The organism is Inediibacterium massiliense (assembly GCF_001282725.1).
Classification (GTDB): Bacteria; Bacillota; Clostridia; order Peptostreptococcales; family Thermotaleaceae; genus Anaerophilus; species Anaerophilus massiliensis.
The window spans coordinates 514,623-536,986 of record NZ_LN876587.1; the positions used below are offsets into that span (position 1 = coordinate 514,623).

The 22,364-nt window shown below is 32.9% G+C and carries 20 protein-coding genes; all 20 read left to right on the forward strand.

Going from position 1 to position 22,364, the window contains the following annotated elements; translation table 11 throughout:
* Positions 1-21: 21 nt before the first annotated feature.
* The 20 genes from trxB (at position 22) to BN2409_RS11055 (ending at position 22,308) form a co-directional block, all read left to right on the forward strand.
* Complete coding sequence (trxB, locus tag BN2409_RS10955; RefSeq protein ID WP_053956674.1) at positions 22-966, forward strand: thioredoxin-disulfide reductase; 945 nt, start codon at positions 22-24, stop codon at positions 964-966.
* Between the two features lie 16 nt (positions 967-982).
* On the forward strand, positions 983-1,303 hold the full coding sequence (gene trxA / locus BN2409_RS10960) for a thioredoxin TrxA (RefSeq protein WP_053956675.1): 321 nt from the start codon (positions 983-985) through the stop codon (positions 1,301-1,303).
* A 67-nt stretch (positions 1,304-1,370) separates the two neighbouring features.
* Entirely contained in the window at positions 1,371-2,657 is a 1,287-nt protein-coding gene (locus BN2409_RS10965) for a glycine/sarcosine/betaine reductase component B subunit (protein WP_053956676.1), read from the forward strand.
* A gap of 23 nt (positions 2,658-2,680) precedes the next feature.
* A complete protein-coding gene (grdA, locus tag BN2409_RS10970) occupies positions 2,681-3,151 on the forward strand; it encodes a glycine/sarcosine/betaine reductase complex selenoprotein A (RefSeq protein WP_110943085.1) in 471 nt (156 codons plus the stop codon).
* A gap of 34 nt (positions 3,152-3,185) precedes the next feature.
* Positions 3,186-4,496 (forward strand): glycine reductase complex selenoprotein B, encoded by a 1,311-nt coding sequence (grdB, locus tag BN2409_RS10975; RefSeq protein WP_110943086.1) that lies wholly within the window; start codon positions 3,186-3,188, stop codon positions 4,494-4,496.
* A gap of 202 nt (positions 4,497-4,698) precedes the next feature.
* Complete coding sequence (gene grdC / locus BN2409_RS10985; protein WP_053956680.1) at positions 4,699-6,237, forward strand: glycine/sarcosine/betaine reductase complex component C subunit beta; 1,539 nt, start codon at positions 4,699-4,701, stop codon at positions 6,235-6,237.
* A 36-nt stretch (positions 6,238-6,273) separates the two neighbouring features.
* Positions 6,274-7,425 (forward strand): glycine/sarcosine/betaine reductase complex component C subunit alpha, encoded by a 1,152-nt coding sequence (grdD, locus tag BN2409_RS10990; RefSeq protein ID WP_422723683.1) that lies wholly within the window; start codon positions 6,274-6,276, stop codon positions 7,423-7,425.
* A 146-nt stretch (positions 7,426-7,571) separates the two neighbouring features.
* Positions 7,572-8,612 carry a BMP family lipoprotein gene (locus BN2409_RS10995; RefSeq protein ID WP_053956682.1) on the forward strand — a complete coding sequence of 347 codons (1,041 nt, stop codon included), beginning with the start codon at positions 7,572-7,574 and terminating at the stop codon, positions 8,610-8,612.
* A 149-nt stretch (positions 8,613-8,761) separates the two neighbouring features.
* On the forward strand, positions 8,762-10,258 hold the full coding sequence (locus tag BN2409_RS11000) for an ABC transporter ATP-binding protein (protein WP_110943205.1): 1,497 nt from the start codon (positions 8,762-8,764) through the stop codon (positions 10,256-10,258).
* Entirely contained in the window at positions 10,255-11,325 is a 1,071-nt protein-coding gene (locus BN2409_RS11005) for an ABC transporter permease (RefSeq protein WP_242847953.1), read from the forward strand. Before BN2409_RS11000 ends, BN2409_RS11005 begins: the two co-directional genes overlap by 4 nt.
* The gene (locus tag BN2409_RS11010; RefSeq protein WP_053956684.1) at positions 11,325-12,287 is read left to right on the forward strand and encodes an ABC transporter permease; all 963 of its coding nucleotides are present in this window, start codon (positions 11,325-11,327) and stop codon (positions 12,285-12,287) included. Before BN2409_RS11005 ends, BN2409_RS11010 begins: the two co-directional genes overlap by 1 nt.
* 161 nt (positions 12,288-12,448) lie before the next feature.
* Entirely contained in the window at positions 12,449-13,843 is a 1,395-nt protein-coding gene (rpoN, locus tag BN2409_RS11015; protein WP_053956685.1) for an RNA polymerase factor sigma-54, read from the forward strand.
* A gap of 153 nt (positions 13,844-13,996) precedes the next feature.
* A complete protein-coding gene (locus BN2409_RS11020; protein ID WP_053956686.1) occupies positions 13,997-15,037 on the forward strand; it encodes a sugar-binding transcriptional regulator in 1,041 nt (346 codons plus the stop codon).
* Positions 15,038-15,061: 24 nt separating this feature from the next.
* Positions 15,062-16,075, forward strand: a complete 1,014-nt coding sequence (gene gap / locus BN2409_RS11025) for a type I glyceraldehyde-3-phosphate dehydrogenase (RefSeq protein ID WP_053956687.1) — start codon at positions 15,062-15,064, stop codon at positions 16,073-16,075.
* 125 nt (positions 16,076-16,200) lie between these two features.
* Positions 16,201-17,400 (forward strand): phosphoglycerate kinase, encoded by a 1,200-nt coding sequence (locus tag BN2409_RS11030; protein WP_110943087.1) that lies wholly within the window; start codon positions 16,201-16,203, stop codon positions 17,398-17,400.
* A gap of 12 nt (positions 17,401-17,412) precedes the next feature.
* Positions 17,413-18,159 carry a triose-phosphate isomerase gene (gene tpiA, locus BN2409_RS11035; protein WP_053956689.1) on the forward strand — a complete coding sequence of 249 codons (747 nt, stop codon included), beginning with the start codon at positions 17,413-17,415 and terminating at the stop codon, positions 18,157-18,159.
* An 18-nt stretch (positions 18,160-18,177) separates the two neighbouring features.
* Positions 18,178-19,470, forward strand: a complete 1,293-nt coding sequence (gene eno / locus BN2409_RS11040; protein WP_053956690.1) for a phosphopyruvate hydratase — start codon at positions 18,178-18,180, stop codon at positions 19,468-19,470.
* A 191-nt stretch (positions 19,471-19,661) separates the two neighbouring features.
* Complete coding sequence (gene secG / locus BN2409_RS11045; protein ID WP_053956691.1) at positions 19,662-19,892, forward strand: preprotein translocase subunit SecG; 231 nt, start codon at positions 19,662-19,664, stop codon at positions 19,890-19,892.
* A 39-nt stretch (positions 19,893-19,931) separates the two neighbouring features.
* Positions 19,932-21,920 carry a sodium-translocating pyrophosphatase gene (locus BN2409_RS11050; protein WP_053956692.1) on the forward strand — a complete coding sequence of 663 codons (1,989 nt, stop codon included), beginning with the start codon at positions 19,932-19,934 and terminating at the stop codon, positions 21,918-21,920.
* 79 nt (positions 21,921-21,999) lie between these two features.
* Positions 22,000-22,308 (forward strand): DUF1294 domain-containing protein, encoded by a 309-nt coding sequence (locus tag BN2409_RS11055; protein WP_199873005.1) that lies wholly within the window; start codon positions 22,000-22,002, stop codon positions 22,306-22,308.
* Positions 22,309-22,364 lie beyond the last annotated feature (56 nt).

Consider the following 22,364-nt stretch of genomic DNA (forward strand, 5'->3'; position numbering starts at 1 on the left):
CAATATGAAGGAGGTAATAAAATGGAAAACTTATACGATGTAATAATTATTGGAGCAGGGCCTGCTGGCCTTTCAGCTGGGCTTTATGCAGCAAGAGCAAAAATGAAAACATTAATACTAGAAAAAGAAAGAGTAGGTGGGCAAATTGTTACCACCAATGAGGTGGCTAATTACCCAGGGTCTATAAAAGATGCTACAGGACCTAGTTTGGTTGCTAGAATGGTTGAACAAGCAGAAGAATTTGGAGTAGAGAGAAAAAAGGATACAGTAATAGATGTAGATTTTACACAAAAGATTAAAGTAATTAAAGGAGAACTAGGAGAATATCATGCTAAAGCTGTCATTATAGCTAGTGGAGCAAAGCCTAAATTGATTGGATGCCCTGGAGAAAAAGAATTAACTGGAAAAGGCGTATCTTATTGTGCAACTTGTGATGCTGACTTTTTTACAGATCTTGAAGTATTTGTAGTAGGAGGAGGAGATTCTGCTGTGGAGGAAGCTCTTTATCTTACTAAATTTGCACGAAAAGTAACGATTGTACATAGAAGAGATGAGTTAAGGGCTGCAAAATCTATTCAAGAAAAAGCATTTAAAAATTCTAAAATTGAATTTATGTGGGATACAGGTATTGAGGAAATCAAAGGAGATGGAATTGTAGAATCTGTAGTGTTTAAAAACAAAAAAACTGGGGAAGTAACACAATATCATGCCAATGAAGAAGATGGTACTTTTGGAATATTTCCTTTTGTAGGATATCAACCATTAAGTGAAGTATATAAGGATAAGATACAAATGAATGAGGCAGGCTATATTATTACAGATGTAGAAATGAAGACAAATATAGCAGGTGTCTTTGCAGCAGGGGATATTAGAGAAAAATCATTAAGACAGGTAGTCACTGCAACAGCTGATGGAGCACTAGCAGCTGTAAATGCAGAGAAATACATAGAAAGTCATTTTGAATAATAAGGGAGGCGGGATTATGTTATCTGTAGACAAAGAAACTTTTCAAGGGGAGGTATTAGAAGCTAAGGGCTATGTTTTAGTAGATTATTGGAGTGATGGATGTGAACCTTGTAAAGCATTAATGCCTGATGTTGAGGAGCTTGCTAAGGAATACGAGGAAAAAGTAAAATTTACAAAGTTGAATACTACAAAAGCTAGAAGATTGGCTATATCTCAAAAGGTACTAGGACTTCCTACTATTGCTTTATATAAAAATGGAGAAAAGGTAGATGAAGTAACCAAAGAAGATGCAACAAAAGCAAATATTCTTTCTATGCTTCAAAAATATGTAGATTAGACAATAACTTGTAATAGGGGAATTACTTCCCCTATTGCAGGTTAAAATATAAAGGGAGGTGAATGATGTGCGCCTAGAGTTAGGAAAAATTAATATTTCAGATGTCCAGTTTGGAAGTACTACCAAAGTGGAAAATGAGACCCTATATGTGAATAAGGATGAGGTCATTAGTCTTGTGATGGAAGATGATCACATCAAACATGTAGAGGTAGAGCTGGCAAAACCAGGGGAAGAAACTAGGATTACTCCTGTAAAAGATGTTATTGAACCTAGAGTGAAGGTTTCAGGAGAAGGAGGGATATTTCCTGGTATTGTAAGTAAAGTGACTACAGTAGGTGGTGGCCGCACACATGTATTAAAGGGAGCTGCAGTAGTTACCTGCGGTAAGATTGTAGGTTTTCAGGAAGGTATTATTGATATGAGTGGCCCTGGTGCAGAGTATACTCCGTTTTCAAAGCTTAACAATATTTGTTTAGTGATTGAACCTATCGATGAACTCAAACAACATGAATATGAAGCTGCTGTAAGAATGGCAGGATTAAAAGTAGCTTCATTAATAGGAAAGGCAGGAAAAGAAGTAGAACCTAATGAAATAGAAATTTATGAAACAAAACCATTATTAGAAAGTATCAAGGAATATCCTAATCTACCTAAAGTGGGATATGTATATATGCTTCAAACACAAGGACTTTTGCATGATACGTATGTATACGGGGTAGATGCTAAAAAAATTGTTCCGACTATTCTTTATCCAACAGAAATAATGGATGGAGCTATTCTTAGTGGTAATTGTGTATCAGCTTGTGACAAAAATACCTCTTATCACCATCAAAATAACCCTATTATCCATGATTTATATGAAAGGCATGGAAAAGATATCAACTTTGTAGGTGTAATTATTACAAATGAAAATGTATATCTTGCGGATAAAGAGAGATCTTCTAATTGGACTGCAAAACTTTGTAGATATCTTGGATTAGATGGAGTGATTGTATCTCAAGAAGGTTTTGGCAATCCAGATACAGATTTAATTATGAATTGTAAAAAAATAGAATCTCAAGGAGTAAAAACTGTTATTGTTACAGATGAATATGCAGGAAGAGATGGTGCATCTCAATCTTTAGCAGATGCAGATCCTTTGGCTAATGCAGTTGTAACAGGTGGAAATGCGAATGAAATCATTGTACTCCCTCCTATGAAAAAAGTCATTGGAATGTTAGATTATGTAGATAAAATAGCTGGAGGCTTTGATGGAAGTTTAAGAGAAAATGGAAGTATTGAAGTAGAGCTTCAAGTGATTACAGGCGCTACAAATGAATTAGGATTTAACAAGTTATCTACTACAGAGTTTTAATAAAAAAAGAAAGGATGGTAAATATGAGCATGTTTGATGGTAAAAAAGTTATTATCATCGGTGACAGAGATGGGATACCAGGACCTGCTATTGAAGAATGTCTAAAGGCAACAGAAGCAGAAGTGGTATTTTCTTCTACTGAATGTTTTGTCTGAACGGCTGCAGGGGCAATGGACCTAGAAAATCAAAATAGGGTAAAAAATATGACTGAAAAGTATGGTGCTGAAAATATCATCGTACTTTTAGGTGCAGCAGAAGCAGAAGCAGCAGGATTAGCTGCTGAAACTGTTACAAATGGAGACCCTACTTTTGCAGGTTCATTGGCAGGAGTCCAGTTAGGACTCAGAGTATATCATGCAGTAGAGCCAGAGTTTAAAGAAGCAGTAGATGAAGATGTATATGAAGAACAAATAGGAATGATGGAGATGGTTTTAGATGTAGAAGAGATCATTTCTGAAATGACATCTATTAGAGAACAATTTTGTAAATATTAATCATTCCCGTTAAAAAGCTGAGAGGGGGGGAAACATGAGCAAAATTCGAGTTGTTCATTATATAAATCAATTCTTTGCAGGAATTGGTGGAGAAGAAAAAGCAGATCTAAAACCTGAGTTAAGAGAAGGGATAGTAGGACCAGGGATGGCTTTAAAGGCTGCATTTAAAGAAGAAGCAGAAATTGTGGCTACAGTTATTTGTGGAGACTCTTATTTTAATGAAAACCTAGAAGAAGCCAAAACTGTTGTTTTAGATATGGTAAAAAAATACAACCCAGATTTATTTATTGCAGGACCTGCTTTTAATGCAGGAAGATATGGAGTGGCTTGTGGAACAATTAGTAAAGCTGTACAAGAGAAATTAGGTATTCCTGTTGTAACGGCTATGTATCCTGAAAATCCAGGAGTAGATTTATTTAAAAAAGATGTTTATATCATAAAAACAGGAAATTCAGCTGCTACTATGAGAAAAGCTATTCCAGTTTTAGCAAAGCTTGCTTTAAAGTTAGGAAAGAACGAAGAAATTGGTTCACCTAGTGAAGAGGGATATATTTCTAGAGGTGTAAGAAAAAATCTTTTTAGAGAAGAAAGAGGATCGAAACGTGCAGTAGATATGTTGATTCAAAAACTCAAAGGAGAAGAATTTGTCACAGAATATCCAATGCCAAACTTTGATCATGTGACACCAGGTAAAGCTGTTGACGATGTTTCTAAAATAAAAATAGCAGTAGTTACTTCTGGTGGGATTGTTCCAAAAGGAAATCCAGACCATATTGAATCTTCAAGCGCATCCAAATATGGAAAATATTCTATTGAAGGATTTAATGACTTAACAGAACAAACTCATGAAACAGCTCATGGTGGATATGATCCTGTTTATGCCAATGCAGATGCAGATAGAGTACTTCCTGTAGATGTTTTAAGGGATCTAGAAAGAGAAGGAAGAATTGGAGAACTTCATAGATATTTCTATACTACTGTAGGAAATGGTACTTCTGTTGCCAATGCTAAAAAGTTTGCAGCAGAATATGCAAAAGAATTAATAGCAGATGGAGTAAAAGCTGTTATTCTCACATCTACCTGAGGTACCTGTACACGTTGCGGTGCAACAATGGTAAAAGAAATAGAAAGAACAGGTATTCCTGTAGTACACATGTGCACAGTTGTTCCAATTTCATTGACAGTTGGAGCCAACAGGATTGTACCTACTATTGCTATACCACATCCATTAGGAAATCCATCCTTAGACCCAACAGATGAGAAAAAATTAAGAAGAAAATTAATTGAAAAAGCATTAAAAGCATTAGAGACAGAAGTTGTGGATCAAACTGTTTTTGAAGATTAATCATAAAAGCCAGCTGCATTTGGCAGCTGGCAGCTACTTGACTAAAAATAAATGGGTGGGTTTTCATCACCCATTTATTTAAGATTTTTTATCGCAATAATTATCAGAAATTTCAATATTTAAAAAGTGTAGTCTGTGGCTGCGAGCTGCTTTAGGTCTTGCGGCATATGAAATTTCCAAACTATATGGAGGTGTAGAAAAAATGAGTTATGCAGTAATAAAAGGTGCTGGATATGCACTGATCCATACACCGGATATGATTGTACATAATGGAACAACTCAAACTACTGAGAGAATCACAAATCCTAATTCTGAATATCTAAAAGAATTAAAAAATCACATAAGAGACTATGAAGAAGTACTAAAATATCCTCCAAATCAAGTTTATATAGGAAATATGACACCTAGTGATTTAGCTACTTATGAAATGCCATGGTATGATAAAGAAGCTAAGACAAATGAAAGATTTGGAAAATTCGGAGAAATAATGCCTCAGGATGAATTTATTGCTTTGATGAAAGTAGTAGATGCTTTTGATTTGGTAAAACTTGAAAATCATTTTATGGAAGATATGAAGAAAAAACTTTCAAACCATCCTTTGTTTAAAGAGGATATTGGAAAATTAAAAGAGGGAGAAGCCATAGAAGAAATAGAAAAATATGTGAAAGAGCAACATGCAGAGGCCATTTATCATGAAGGGAAATTAGTAGGATGTGTAAAAAGGGCTCATGATGTAGATATCAATTTAACAAGTCATATTTTATTTGAAAATTTAGTTGTGAAAGCATCTGGAGTATTAGCTTTTAAACATTTGATTGATAAAAATAATATTTCTATTGAAGATATAGATTATGTCATTGAATGTTCAGAGGAAGCTTGTGGAGATATGAACCAAAGAGGAGGAGGAAACTTTGCAAAATCTATTGCAGAATGTTCAGGAGCTATTCATGCAACAGGGTCAGATACAAGAGGATTTTGTGCAGCGCCTACTCATGCTTTAATTTTAGCGTCTTCACTGGTAAAGGCAGGAACTTATGAAAATGTAGTGATTGTAGCTGGAGGAGCTACTGCAAAGCTTGGCATGAATGGAAAGGATCATGTAAAAAAAGGAATACCTATATTAGAAGATGTGGTTGGGGCATTTGCAATTTTAGTAAGTAAAAATGATGGAATTCATCCAATACTTCGTACAGATCTAGTGGGAAGACATACAGTAGGAACCGGTTCATCACCACAAGCTGTGATTACTTCTTTAGTTACGGCCCCATTAGATAAGGGAGGACTGAAAATAACAGACATAGATAAATATTCTGTAGAAATGCAAAATCCTGATATTACAAAACCAGCAGGAGCAGGAGATGTACCAGAAGCAAATTACAAGATGATAGGTGCATTAGGTGTAAAAAGAAAAGAATTAGATAGAAAAGACCTTTTATCCTTTGTAAAAAAACATGGGATGGTTGGATGGGCTCCTACCCAAGGACATATTCCGTCTGGTGTTCCATATATTGGATTTGCTAAAGAAGATTTGACAAATGGAGAATTGAACAAAGTTATGATTATAGGAAAAGGTAGTTTGTTTTTAGGTCGTATGACGAATTTATTTGATGGAGTATCTATTGTAATAGAAAGAAATAATGGAAAAGTAGAAGATGATCATAAAGAAATATCAAAGGAACAAATTAAAAGTTTCATAGCAGAGGCTATGAGAGATTTTGCATCACATCTGCTTCAAGAATAGGAGGTGATGGGTTTGAATGAAAAACTATTAAAACAAATGATCGGAAAAACATTTTTAGAGATTGCAGAGTCTATAGAAACAGGAAAATTTGGTAAAAAAGTAAAAATAGGGATAACTACTTTAGGTAGTGAGCATGGAATAAAAAATATGGTAAAAGGTGCAGAGTTAGCTAAAAAAGAAGAAAATATTGATGTTGTACTTATAGGACCAAAGGTGGACACTTCATTAGAAATCATAGAAGCAAAAACAGAAGAAGAAGCTCATAAAAGAATGGAAGAACTTTTAGACAATAAGTATATTCAAGGTTGTGTCACAATGCACTACAATTTTCCTATAGGGGTTTCTACTGTTGGAAAGGTCATTACTCCTGGACTTGGAAAAGAAATGTATCTTGCAACTACTACAGGAACTTCGGCTACTCATAGAACAGAAGCTATGGTAAAAAATGCTCTTTATGGGATAATCACCGCAAAAGCCATGGGTATTTTAAAACCTACTGTGGGAATTTTAAATCTCGATGGAGGAAGACAAGTAGAAAGAGCATTAAAAGAATTAAATCATAATGGATATGAAATGTATTTTGCAGAGTCTATGCGCTTAGATGGTGGAGCAATTATGAGAGGGAATGATTTATTATGTGGGAGTGCAGATGTGATGGTAACAGATACATTAACAGGAAATATTATGATGAAAGTATTTTCCTCTTATACAACAGGAGGAAGTTATGAAGCTTTAGGATATGGTTATGGACCTGGAATAGGAAAAGATTATGAAAGAGTAATTTTGATTCTATCAAGAGCATCGGGGGCTCCTGTAGTTTGTAATGCCATTCAATATGCATCCAAGCTTGCTCAAGGAAATCTAGTAAATATAGCAAAAGAAGAATTAGAAAAAGCAAAAAAGGCAAAATTAGATGATATTTTAAAATCCTTTGTCAAAGAAAACAAAAAAGAAGATGAACAAGATATGAAAATACCCCAAAAAGAAGTAGTTACAGGCTCTATAGCAGGAATAGATATTATGGATTTAGAGGATGCAGTAAAAGCTTTATGGAAAGCAGGAATTTATGCAGAGAGTGGAATGGGTTGTACAGGACCTATTGTATTGGTTCATGAAGAAAAGATAGAGTTTGCTACAAAAACTTTAGAAAAAGAAGGATTTGTTGCAAAAAGAGGAGATATTTGTTGAAATACAGTTTGTGAACAGTTTAAAACTTCGGCATAGCCGAAGTTTATTTTGTACATAATAACAAAAGATAGGAAAAGGGCAGGAATTTTAAATATTTTGAAGAATACTAATATTGTAAGAAATGAAAAAAAAGGGAGGGATTTATTGTGTTCAAAAAGGGGTGTGCCTTATTATTGGTGTTACTTTTAACAATGAGTTTATTTGTAGGTTGTGCAAATCAAGCTCCACAGGAAGAAAAAGAACCTACAGATAAGCAAACAGAGGAAGCTTTAAAAATAGGAATGGTTACAGATGTAGGGGGAGTTCATGATAAAGCATTCAATCAATCTGCTTGGGAAGGATTACAAAGAGCTGAAAAAGAATTGGGAATTGATGTAGGATATCAAGAATCTAAACAAGAGGCAGATTATGAGGATAATTTAGAAAGATTGGTAGAACAAGAAAATAATTTGGTATGGGGTGTTGGCTATATTATGGCAAACCAAGTAAAAGAAGCAGCACTCAATTATCCTGACATAAAATTTGGTATTATTGACAATACATATGATGAAATTCCAAAAAATTTACAACCTGTAATATTTAAAGACCAAGAGTCTTCATTTTTAGTAGGATATATTGCAGGTAAGATGACAAAAACAAATAAAGTAGGTTTTATTGGAGGAGTAAAAGGTGATGTAATTGATCGATTCCAATATGGATATATGACAGGGGTAAAATATGCAAATCCTGATTGTGAAGTATTAACACAATATGCTGGGGCTTTTGATAAACCAGCAATAGGAAGAAGTATTGCAGAATCTATGTATGGAAATGGAGCAGATATTATTTTCCATGCATCAGGGGATACAGGAAATGGAATGATTGAAGTAGCTAAAGAAAAAAATAAATATGCTATTGGAGTAGATAGAGATCAAAATAAAGAAGCTCCAGATCATGTGATTACTTCTGCTATAAAAAGAGTAGACAATGCTATGTTTAATGTGGCTAAAGATTTAAAAGAAGGAAAATGGAGTGGAGGAGAAACCACGGTTTATGGATTATCAGAAGGTGGCGTAGATATTGCTCCTACATCTGACAAACATGTTCCAAAAGAAATTTTAGATGAAGTAGAAAAATTAAAGCAAAAAATTATAGATGGAGAAATAAAAATTCCTCAAAATGAAGAGGAATATAAAGCAATGAAATAGTTTCATAGCCCAGAACTATAGTTCTGGGTTTATTCCTTAGAAGGTATAGATTTTTTAAAAAGAGTAGAGGACATAATAAATGATGAAAAGGAGGGTTCGATTTGAATGACTCAAAAAGTCACATAGACTTAAAAGAAATAGTAATAGACATGAAAAAGATTACAAAGAAATTTGGAAATTTTGTTGCAAATGATTCTATTGATTTAAAAGTTCATAAAGGAGAAGTGCATGCTCTGTTAGGAGAAAATGGAGCAGGAAAATCAACACTTATGAACATATTATATGGCTTATACACACCTACAAGTGGAGAAATCTACATTAAAGGTGAAAAAGTAGATGTTAAAAATCCTAACGTGGCAATTCATCATGGAATAGGAATGGTACATCAACATTTTATGCTTATCAAACCTTTTACGGTAGCAGAAAATATTGTATTGGGAATGGAACCTATTAATTCTTTTCATGAATTGGATATGAAAAAAGCTATTGAAGATGTAGAAAAAATTTCAAAGAGGTATGGATTGTATGTAGATCCAAGAGCAAAAATAGAAGATATTTCTGTAAGTATGCAGCAAAGGGTTGAAATTTTAAAGGCTTTATATAGAGGAGCAGAAATATTAATATTAGATGAACCTACAGCAGTCCTTACACCTCAAGAGATTAAAGAACTCATTCAAATTATGAGAAATTTAACGAAACAAGGAAAATCTATTATTTTAATTACGCATAAATTAAAAGAAATAAAAGAATCTGCTGATTTTTGTACTATTATTAGAAGAGGCAAAAAAATAGATAGGGTAGAAGTATCTAAGACAGATGAAAATCAATTAGCAGCTATGATGGTAGGGAGAGAAGTAAATTTTAAAGTATCTAAAGAAGAAAAAATACCTGGAAAAGTTATATTAGAAATTAAAGATCTAATCGTAGAAGACAATAGAGGTATTTCTACAGTAAATGGACTTAATTTATTCGTGCAAGCAGGAGAAGTTTTAGGAATTGCTGGAGTAGATGGGAACGGACAGACAGAACTTATAGAGACTATTACAGGACTTAGAAAAGCAAAATTTGGACAGATTTTAATAGGAGATAAAGATATTACAAATAAAACACCAAGAGAAGTTTTTGAATCTGGAATTTCAAATATTCCAGAAGATCGACAAAAACATGGATTGGTTCTTGATTTTACAGTTTATGAGAATATGATTTTAGAAAATTTCAGAAAAGAGCCTTTTTCAAGGGGAGTGAAATTACAAAAAGACAATATTATAAATTTTTCAAAAAAATTAATGGAAGAATTTGATATACGTCCAAGGAATGAAAAAAATTTAGCTCGTTCTTTATCAGGAGGAAATCAACAAAAGGTAATTATTGCAAGAGAAGTAACCAATGATCCAGAACTTTTAATCGCAGTTCAACCTACAAGAGGTCTTGATGTAGGCGCTATAGAATTTGTCCACAAATCTTTAATAGATCAGAGAAATAAAAATAAAGCTGTACTTTTGGTTTCTTTCGAATTAGATGAAGTGATGAGTGTTTCAGATAGAATTGCAGTAATTTACGAGGGAAAAATTGTAGGCATTGTAGATGCTAAAAGAACAAATGAGAATGAATTAGGATTGATGATGGCAGGAGGTGGGCATAAGTGAAGAAAAAGATCATGAATGAAACTTTTATGTTTACTATTTTAGCCATTGTTATGGGACTTTTGGTAGGAGCTATTGTGATTTTAATCTCTGGATACAACCCTATTGAAGCTTATGGGCTTATGATGAAAGGAATTTTTTCAAAATCTAAGTATATAGCAAGAACTATTATTCGAGCTACTCCATTAATTTTAACGGGTTTGTCTGTAGCTTTTGCCTTTCGAACAGGGCTTTTTAATATTGGAGCAGAAGGACAGTTTATTATAGGAGCATTAACGGCAGCTTTGTTAGGATACTTTATACATCTACCTATGATTTTTCATATTCCTATTGTATTTGTAGGTGCTATACTGATGGCTTCTATTTGGGGCGGGGTTGCAGGTTATCTTAAGGCAAAATTTGGTGTACATGAGGTTATAGCAACTATTATGTTAAACTGGATTGCTCTTTATACGTCAAATTATATAGTGTCTTTAGAAAAAGTGAAAATGCCTGCAACTGAATCTTCTTATAATATTTTAGAAACTGCGAGAATTAGTATAGATTGGTTTAAAGGAATCATAGGAGCATCTACGAAAGTAAACTTTGGAATTGTCATTGCAGTATTGGCGGCTTTTGTTATTTATTATATATTGTTTCAAACTACTTTAGGATATGAATTGAGAGCTGTAGGTTACAATAAAGATGCAGCAGAATATGGAGGAATTCATATCAAAAGAAATACGATTCTTTCTATGAGTATTGCAGGCGCTTTAGCAGGAGCTGCAGGAGCTGTTCATGTGATGGGAGTTTCTTATCATGTATCTACATTAGCAGCTATGGAAGGATATGGGTTTAACGGCATAGCGGTTTCTCTTATTGGCAATAATTCTCCATTCGGAGTTGTTCTTTCATCATTTTTATTTGGAGGTATTACTTATGGTGGATCAAATATGCAGCTTTTAGGAATACCTACAGAAGTAATTAATATTGTAATTGGATCTATTGTTTTCTTTGTTGCTACCTATAGAATATTTCAATTTGTTACTATATTTTTCAATCATAAAAAACCTCAAAAGGAGGATGAGTGATGCTAAAGGATATAGCTTTTATACTTGGAACTACTTTTATGTATTCTACCCCTTTGTTGTATGGGGCTTTAGGAGGGGTATTCTCAGAAAATAGTGGAGTTGTAAATATTGGAATCGAAGGCATGATGACAATTGGAGCCTTTAGTGGAGCAGCATCTACCTTTATACTATCAGAATTATATGGTAATGCTTTATGGGTACCTTGGGCAGGTTTTTTGATTGCAGGGTTAGCAGGATGTTTTTTGGCACTATTACATGCGATAGCTTCTATTACTTTTCGTGCAGATCAAGTAGTATCAGGAATCGCTATCAATTTTTTAGGACCAGGACTAGCTATGTTTTTGGGAGGAAGAATATTTGGGGGTTCAGGTACAACTCCTACTATTCCATTAGAAGCAAAATTAATAAGGCCCTTTGAAAGTATATTACAAAGAAGACCATTATTAGGGCTTATATTGAATCAATATATTTCAGTATATATTGCATTTTTATTAGTAGGTATATCTTGGTATATTTTATACAAAACTAAATTTGGACTTCGAATGAGAGCTGTAGGAGAACATCCTAAAGCTGCTGATACTTTAGGAATAAATGTATACCAGATTAGATATATAGCTGTTATGATATCTGGATTTTTATCAGGCCTTGGGGGAGCATCTTTAAGTATGGCTATTATTGCTAATTTTAGACCTACACTTGTATCAGGCCAAGGATTTATAGCACTTGCAGCTATGATTTTTGGGAAGTGGAGGCCACAGGGTGCCATGTGGGCATGTCTTTTATTTGGAGCTACAACAGCTTTGCAGATTTACTTAGGAAGTCCTACGGTAGGACTTAAAATTTCTACTCATTTATTATCTATGATTCCATATATTATTACATTGATCGTATTAATGGGATTTGTAGGGAGATCCACAGGACCTACTGCAAATGGTATACCTTATGAAAAAGGAAAAAGATAAAATAGGCAAAATAAAGCCTATTTTTTTTATTATAGTAGAATGTTAGTATACAATTATTTCTTGAAACTTTCTTTACAGCCTATTTAATGTTATAATAATATCAATCAAATCATTTAAAAAAATTATATTTATTCGAACAAGGGAGTGGGTGAGGGTTTAAGATGAGACTAGGATTCCAATTAAATATTGAACAGGTACAAAAGTTGGTGATGACTCCTGAATTAAAACAAGCTATTCAAATCTTACAATTCAATCATCAAGAATTAAATGAATTTATTGATGAACAAGTACTCACCAACCCTGTTCTTGAAGTAGGTTTACCTAAAGATATAGATATAAAAAAGAAAGAAGAGACAGTAGAAAAAAGAGAAAAAGAAGATGTAGATTGGAAAGAATATATTAGAGAATATGATGATATAAGCTATAAACAATATAATTTTTATCAAGAAAAAGAAGAAACATCATTTGAACAGTTTGTATCAGCGGATATTACTTTAACAGAGCATTTATTATTTCAGCTACAGTTTGCTGTATTAAAAGAAAAATATAAAAGGATTGGAAGATATATTATTGAAAGTTTAGATGTAAATGGATATTTAAATACAAGTATTTTTGAGGTTGCAGAGTATTTTCATACAGATGAAAAGGTGGTAGGAAATATTTTATCTATCATTCAAACCTTTGAGCCTATTGGAATTGCTGCTCAAAATTTAAAAGAATGTTTATTAATCCAAGTCAGACAAAAAGGAATAAAAGATCCATATATTATAAAGGTTATTTCAGAGCATTTAGATGATGTAGCTGAAAATAGACTTTCTAACATTGCCAAGGTACTAAACATCTCTACAAAAAAAGTACAGAAAATAACAGATTTTATAAAAACATTAGAACCAAAACCTGGAAGATCTTTTGCTTCAGGAGAAGAAATCAAATATATTACTCCAGATGTAACAGTTGAAAAAATAGATGGAGAATATTTAATTTTAGTCAATGATACAACAGCTCCTAGACTTTCTATTAGTCCTTATTATAGAAAAATGCTTTTGCATGAAAGTAAAGATTCCAATACTTCAAAATTTTTAACAGGAAGATTAAATTCGGCCATGTGGTTGATTAAAAGTATAGAGCAAAGAAGGCAAACGATTTATAATGTAGTAAAAGCTATTGTAGATTATCAGATAGACTTTTTTGAAAAGGGAAGAAAATATTTAAAACCTCTTACTTTAAAACAAATAGCTGATGAAGTAGGAATTCACGAATCTACTGTAAGCAGGGCAGTCAATGGAAAGTATATGCAATCACCTAGAGGAGTATTTGAAATAAAATTCTTCTTCACCAGTGGGGTTGCCAATGATATGGGGGAAGGAATTGCATCAGAAAGTATTAAGACTATGATTAAAGATTTAATTGAACAAGAAGATGTGAAAAAGCCTTTGAGTGATCAAGTTATATCTGATGTGTTACAAGAAAAAGGAATCCAAATTTCTAGAAGAACAGTTGCAAAATATAGAGATGAGATGCATATATTATCTTCATCTAAGAGAAAAAGATTTTAAAATGACGTGAAGATCACGTCATTTTTTTGTTGATAATTTTAGAAAATTATGTTAATCTATAGGTGAATATTTTTTTAGCATAAACGGGACTAAAAATGTCTATAGGGACCGATGTGGTCCCGACAAGTAAAATATATGATAAGGAGACAACAAATGGTTAATAAAGAAGAATTTTCTGCTGCCGAGTTTATAAAAACACAAAAGAAAATAGTTCCTGAAATAATTGAGCTTTTGATGGATCGGTATCATATTCTTCGTATGATCTCCTATCATCAGCCCATAGGAAGAAGAAGTTTATCTGCTTTTTTACAAATGAGTGAAAGAGTCATAAGAAAAGAGGTAAATATTTTAAAAGAACAGGAGCTTATAGAGATTAAGGCTGAGGGAATGAACATTACTGAATCTGGTTACACTAGTTTAGAAGTATTAAGAAGTTTTATCCATATTTTTAAAAACTTAAATTCTATGGAAGAAGAAATCGTACAAAAGCTAAAAATTAAAAATGTGATCGTTGTTCCAGGTTTTTATGATGAAGATGAATTGATTTTAAGAGAAGTAGGAAAAGTCGCCAGTAATTATTTTAAGACGATTCTTAAAGATCATGTCATTGTAGGAGTTACAGGAGGCACTACCATGGCTATGGTAGCCGATGAAATGGTGAAGGCAGATATAAAACATAATGTGATGATTGTTCCTGCTAGAGGAGGTTTAGGTAAAAACGCTGAAAGTCAGGCAAATCATATTACTGCAAAAATTGCAAAAAAATTAAATTGCCCATATGAACTTTTACATATGCCTGATAATATTTCAAAAGATTTATTAGAAACTCTTTCAAAAGATCCTAATACAAAAGAGGTTGTAGATTATATTAAAAAAATCAATATATTATTATTTGGTATAGGAAGAGCTGACAAAATGGCTAAGAGAAGAGGTCTTTCTGATGAAGAAATTGAGGATCTCAACAAAAAATGTGCTGTTGCAGAAGCTTTTGGGTATTACTTTAACCTAGAAGGAAAAATTATAGAAGAAGTTAATACTGTTGGAGTAAGTTTAGAAACTTATAAAGAATTAAAAAATCCTATTGGTGTAGCAGCAGGAAGGGAAAAGGCTCAAGCAATTATGTCTATAAGCAGATTAAATAAAAATCTTACATTGATCATTGATGAAGGGCTAGCAAAAGAAATATTAAAATAAATAGACTATGAGGGAGGATTTTACATGAGTGTGAAAGTTGGTATTAATGGATTTGGTAGAATAGGAAGAAACGCTTTTAAAATAGCTATGGAACAAGAAAAAAAGGATTTTGAAATTGTAGCCATTAATGATTTAACAGATGCTCGTACTTTAGCGCACTTATTAAAATATGATAGTTGTTTTGGGAAATTCAGTAAGACTGTAGAAGCAAAAGAAAATTCTATTGTAGTGGATGGAAAAGAAATTAAAATTTATGCAGAAAGAGATCCTGAAAATATTCCATGGAAAGAATTAGGCGTAGATATTGTAATAGAATCTACAGGAGTATTTACAGATAAAGAAAAAGCAATAAAGCATATAAAAGCAGGAGCAAAAAAAGTAATCATTAGTGCTCCAGCTAAAAATGAAGATATTACAATTGTATTAGGAGTAAACGAAAAAGACTATGATCCAAAAAATCATCATGTTATATCTAATGCTTCATGTACCACAAATTGTCTTGCTCCTTTTGCAAAAGTTATTGATGAAAAATTTGGTATTCAAAGAGGGTTGATGACAACAGTACATTCATATACAAATGATCAAAGAATACTAGATCTTCCTCACAAAGATTTAAGAAGAGCAAGAGCTGCAGCAGAATCTATTATTCCTACTACTACAGGAGCTGCAAAAGCAGTAGCACTAGTGCTCCCAAAATTAAAAGGAAAATTAAATGGTATGGCCATGCGTGTACCTACTCCTACTGTTTCAGTAGTAGATTTAGTTTGTGAATTAGAAAAAGAGACAACAGCAGAACAAATCAATCAAGCTTTAAAAGAAGCTTCAGAAAATGAATTAAAAGGAATTTTAGGTTATAGTGAAGAACCTTTAGTATCAATAGATTATAGACAGGATAGTAGATCTTCTATTATAGATGGACTTTCTACTATGGTTATGGATAAAAATTTAGCAAAAATTGTTTCTTGGTATGATAATGAATGGGGATATTCTACTAGAGTAGTAGATTTAGTAAAATATGTAATACAAAAAGGATTATAAATCAAACAGGGTTCAATCTTATTTAGGTTGAACCTTTCTTTAAAATTATATAACATAAATCATTGACTAGCGTTAAATAGTATGTTACATATATTAATAGGAGTATACAATTATTAAAAGCAGAGGTGAAAAAATTGAAAAAGAAAAATATTGAAGATGTTCAGGTAAAAGGAAAAAAAGTATTAGTACGTTGTGATTTTAATGTGCCTATGGATGAGAATAAGAGTATAACAGATGATATTCGTATAAAAGCAGCTCTTCCAACTATACAATATTTAATTAAAGAGGGTGCAAAAGTAATTTTAATGTCTCATTTAGGTAGACCAAAAGGACAACCGAATGAGAAATATACATTAGAGCCAGTAGCTAAAAGACTTGCAGAACTTTTACAAAAAGAAGTAACCTTTGCTGCTGATGAAGAAGTAGTGGGTAAAAGTGCTAAAAAAGCTGTAGATCAAATGAAAGATGGAGAAATTGTATTACTTGAAAACGTAAGATTTAGAAAAGAAGAAGAAAAAAATGATGAAGCTTTTTCAAAAGATTTAGCAAGTCTTGGAGAGTTATTTGTAAATGATGCGTTTGGAACTGCTCATAGAGCTCATGCTTCTACAGCAGGCATTGCAAAATTTTTACCATGTGTATCAGGATATTTGATTCAAAAGGAAATAGATATTATAGGAAAAGCTTTGACAAATCCTGAAAAGCCTTTTGTAGCTATTTTAGGAGGAGCTAAAGTATCTGATAAAATAGGTGTGATTACAAATCTATTAGAAAAAGTAGACACACTTATTGTAGGTGGAGGAATGGCATATACCTTTTTAAAAGCAAAAGGATATGAGATTGGAAATTCACTTCTTGAAGAAGATAAGATTGACCTTGCAAAAGAGCTTATGGAAAAAGCAAAAGATAAAAATGTAAAATTCTTATTACCAGTAGATGTAGTAGTGGCAGAGGAATTTAAAGAAGACTCAGTACATAAAACAGTAAAATCAGAAGAAATGCCAAAAAATATGATGGGGCTTGATATAGGAGAAGAAAGTGTTAAAATATTTGCTAAAGAGATAAAAAATGCAAAAACAATTATATGGAATGGTCCTATGGGTGTATTTGAAATGCCTAACTTTGCATTAGGTACAAAAGGAGTTGCAAAAGCTATGGCAGAGTCTTGTGGAACAACTATAATTGGTGGAGGAGATAGTGCAGCAGCTGTAGAACAATTAGGGTTTAAGGACGAAATGACACATATTTCTACAGGAGGAGGAGCTTCTTTAGAATTTTTAGAGGGAAAAGAACTCCCAGGTATTGCAGTAATAGAAGAAAAATAGGGGGGAGTAAATATGAGATTACCGATTATTGCGGGAAACTGGAAAATGCATAAAACAATAAAAGAATCAAATGAATTTGTAGAAAAAATTAAGGAAGACGTTGCAGGTACAGACGTAGAGGTTGTTTTATGTGTACCTTATACATCTTTAGAAACAGTAAAAAAAGCAGCAGAGGGAACAAATATAAAAGTTGGAGCTCAAAATATGCATTGGGAAGAAAATGGTGCATATACAGGAGAAATTTCTCCTATTATGTTAGGGGAAATAGGTATAGACTATTGTATTATTGGCCATTCTGAAAGAAGACAGTATTTTAATGAAACAGATGAAACAGTAAATAAAAAAATACATACAGCTTTAAAGTATAAAATCAATCCTATCCTTTGTGTAGGAGAAACTTTAGAACAAAGAGAAAAAAATGAAACAGATCATATCGTAAAAAATCAAGTAATCAAAGCTTTAAAAGATGTCAGTCCACAAAATGTAAAGGAAATTGTAATTGCATATGAGCCTATATGGGCTATAGGAACAGGGAAAACTGCAACACCACAAGAAGCAAATGAAGTAATTTTTACCATTCGAGAAGGAATTAAGGAACTTTATGGAGAAGATATATGTTCAGAGATTCGTATTCAATATGGAGGAAGTGTAAAGCCTTCTAATGTAGAAGAAATTATGAATCAAGAAGATATTGATGGAGCTTTAGTAGGTGGAGCAAGTTTAAATCCAGAAGATTTTGTAAAACTTGTAAATTTTTAAGAGAGAGGAGTAGTACATATGTCAAGTACAATTATAGATGTTTATGCGAGAGAGGTCTTAGATTCTAGAGGAAATCCAACAGTAGAAGTAGAAGTGTATCTTGAAGATGGAAGTATGGGAAGAGCTATTGTGCCTTCTGGAGCATCTACTGGGGCATTTGAAGCTGTAGAACTTAGGGATGATGACAAAGAAAGATTTTTAGGAAAAGGTGTAAGAAAAGCAGTAGAAAATGTAAATGAAGAAATAGCAGATGAAATTATTGGTATGGATGCATTAGATCAAGTAGCAATAGATTTGTTAATGATCGAATTAGATGGAACAGATAATAAAGGAAGACTTGGAGCAAATGCAATATTAGGAGTATCTATGGCAGTAGTAAGAGCAGCTAGCGAATATTTAGGATTACCACTTTATCAATATATAGGTGGTGTAAATGGAAAAACTCTTCCGGTTCCTATGATGAATATTTTAAATGGTGGAAAACATGCAGATAATAATGTAGATATTCAAGAATTCATGATTATGCCTGTTGGAGCAAATTCTTTTAGACAAGCATTAAGAATGGGAGCAGAAGTATTCCATAATTTAAAGAAAGTATTAAAAGATAAAGGGCTTAATACTGCAGTAGGAGATGAAGGTGGATTTGCACCAAATCTTACTTCTAATGAAGAGGCTTTAGAAGTAATCATAGAAGCTATCAAAAAAGCTGGATATGTGCCAGAAGAAGATATTATGCTAGCACTTGATGTAGCAGCTACAGAATTATATGATAAAGAAGAAAGAAAATATAATTTGGCTGGAGAAGGTGTTGTAAAAACATCAGAACAAATGGTAGAGTTTTATGAAAAATTAGTAAGCAAATATCCAATTATTTCTATAGAAGATGGATTAGATGAAGAGGACTGGGAAGGATGGAAGCTTCTTACTGAAAAACTAGGAAGAAAGGTTCAATTAGTAGGAGACGATTTATTTGTAACCAATACTCAAAGACTTGAAAAAGGAATTGAAAGAAAAACAGCTAATTCTATTTTAATTAAATTAAATCAAATAGGAACTATTACAGAAACATTAGATGCTATTGAAATGGCAAAGAGAGCTGGATATACTGCAGTAATATCTCACAGATCTGGAGAAACAGAAGATGTAACGATTGCAGACTTAGTAGTAGCAGTAAATGCTGGTCAAATCAAAACAGGTGCTCCATCTAGAACAGATAGAGTAGCAAAATACAATCAATTATTAAGAATTGAAGAGATGCTTGATGTTACAGGAAAATATGCAGGAATGAAGGCCTTTTATAATTTAAAATAAAGGTATAGATTTAGTAGAACTTGGAAAACATTAAGGGTAGAATCTCTACCCTTTTCTTACGGCTTTTTAAATCTATGCAAAAATCTTGTATGCGTGAAATATGCTATAAGACAGAGGGGTATAATTATTATTGATTTTAAAAAATACCTGTGTTAAAATAGGTATGTTAATGAGACGGAGGAGGTGTGAATATGAAGACTGTATTTATGATTATACAAGTAATTGCTAGTCTTATACTAATTGGAAGTATTTTACTACAATCTGGTAAAAGTGCTGGTTTATCAGGGTCTATTGCTGGTGGAGCGGAACAGTTAATGGGGAAACAAAAGGGAAGAAGTTATGAAGGAATGTTAAGTAAAGTAACTACTGTGGGTGCAGTTATATTTATCATTACTTCTATTATTTTAGTTAGCATTCAATAATATCATAAAGTGATGGGGACACAAAGGAGGAAATAGAAAATGAATTTTGAAATACTAGCACCTATTATAGGTGTAGTTGCATTGATTTTTGCTTATATGCTTGCAGCAAAAATCAATAAAGTAGATGTAGGGACAGAAAGAATGAAGGAAATCTCTACATATATTTATGAGGGATCCATGGCTTTCCTATCAAGAGAATATAAGACATTAGTTATTTTTGTAATCGTTTTATTTGTAGCATTGATTTTTGGTGTTGGACTAGAAACAGCAATATGTTTCTTAGTTGGAGCATGTTTCTCTGCATTAGCAGGATTCTTTGGTATGAAAGTTGCAACAAAAGCAAATGTTAGAACAGCTAATGCAGCAAGAGAAGGTGGAATGAATAAGGCATTAGGAGTAGCTTTCAGTGGTGGAGCTGTTATGGGTATGAGTGTTGTAGGACTAGGACTTTTAGGAGTAGGTGTTCTATATTATATCTTTAGAGATCCAAGTATTATTACAGGATTTGGTTTAGGAGCATCCTCTATTGCATTATTTGGTCGTGTAGGTGGAGGAATTTATACAAAAGCAGCTGACGTAGGAGCTGACTTAGTTGGTAAAGTAGAAGCAGGTATCCCAGAAGACGATCCAAGAAATCCAGCTGTTATTGCAGATAACGTAGGAGATAATGTTGGAGACGTAGCAGGTATGGGAGCTGACCTTTTTGAATCTTATGTAGGTTCTATTATATCAGTTATTACATTAGGAGTTGTAATGACAAACATTGATCCACAAAGTGGATCTATATTCCCATTAGCATTAGCATCTTTAGGAATTATTGCATCTATCATAGGAAGTTTATTTGTTAGAGGGGATGAAAATACAAACCCTGCAGCAGCACTTCATAGAGGAACTTATATTGCAGGAGCTATTGTAATTATAGGAACTTTCTTTTTAAGTAAGAAGATTTTTGGAGATTTAAATGCATTCTTTGCAATCATTGCAGGATTGATTGTAGGTATGGCAATTGGTAAGGTTACAGAAATCTATACTTCAGGAGATTATGCATCTGTTAAAAAAATTGCAGATCAATCAGAAACAGGACCTGCTACAACAATTATTAGTGGTTTGGCAGTAGGTATGTATTCAACGGCTATTCCAGTTTTATTAATTGCAGTGGGTATTTTAGTAGCATATAACTTCTTTGGATTATATGGTATTGCCCTAGCAGCAGTAGGTATGTTATCTACAACAGGAATCACTGTAGCAGTAGATGCTTATGGTCCAATCGCAGATAATGCTGGTGGTATTGCTGAAATGTGTGAATTACCAAGCGGTGTTAGAGAAATTACAGACAAACTAGATGCTGTAGGAAATACAACAGCAGCTATTGGTAAAGGATTTGCAATCGGATCTGCTGCATTAACAGCTTTAGCATTATTTGTTTCTTATGCGCAAGTAGTAGGATTAAAATCTATTGATATATTAGATCCATTAGTAGTAATTGGTTTATTAATCGGAGGTATGCTTCCGTTCTTATTCTCTGCTATGACTATGGAATCAGTAGGAAAAGCTGCTTTCCAAATGATAGAAGAAGTAAGAAGACAATTTAAAGATATTCCTGGAATTATGGAAGGAAAAGCAAAACCAGATTATGCAAAATGTGTGGATATCAGTACTGGGGCTGCATTAAAAGAAATGATGGTTCCTGGAATTATGGCAGTTGTAGCACCTTTAGCAGTAGGTTTACTTCTTGGAACTGCTGCATTAGGAGGATTACTTGCAGGATCATTAGTATCAGGAGTATTACTTGCTATCATGATGGCAAATGCTGGTGGAGCATGGGATAATGCTAAAAAATATGTTGAAGAAGGACATCATGGTGGAAAAGGTAGTGAAGCACATAAAGCAGCTGTAGTTGGAGATACAGTAGGGGATCCATTCAAAGATACATCTGGTCCATCTATCAATATCTTAATCAAATTAATGACAATCGTTGCAGTTGTTTTCGCACCATTGTTCTTAAAAATAGGCGGAAAATTATTCTAAGGATAAGGCTAGAAATAGTCAAAATAAATACCATCTGTGATATAATACAGATGGTATTTATTTTTTTTGGAGGGATAATATGGATCATATAAAGATTTTATTAAAAATGAAAGAATTTTACTTTATCATTTATTTGATTCTTATCAATATTTATTCTTTTTTACTCACCTTTATAGATAAATATAAATCAAAAAAGGATGGATGGAGAATCAGAGAAAGAACTTTTTTTATCGTATCATTTTTTGGCGGAGCTGTAGGTGTGATGATAGGAATGAGTATATTTCGGCATAAAACTCAACATAAAAGCTTTTATATAGGGATACCATTCATTTATTTATTACATATTGTAGGTATTTTATTTTGGTTATATAGAAAAGCCATTTCCTAGGAAATATAAAAGTTTTAAAAATAAATGAAATGGGTAAAATAAGCATAATTGATAAA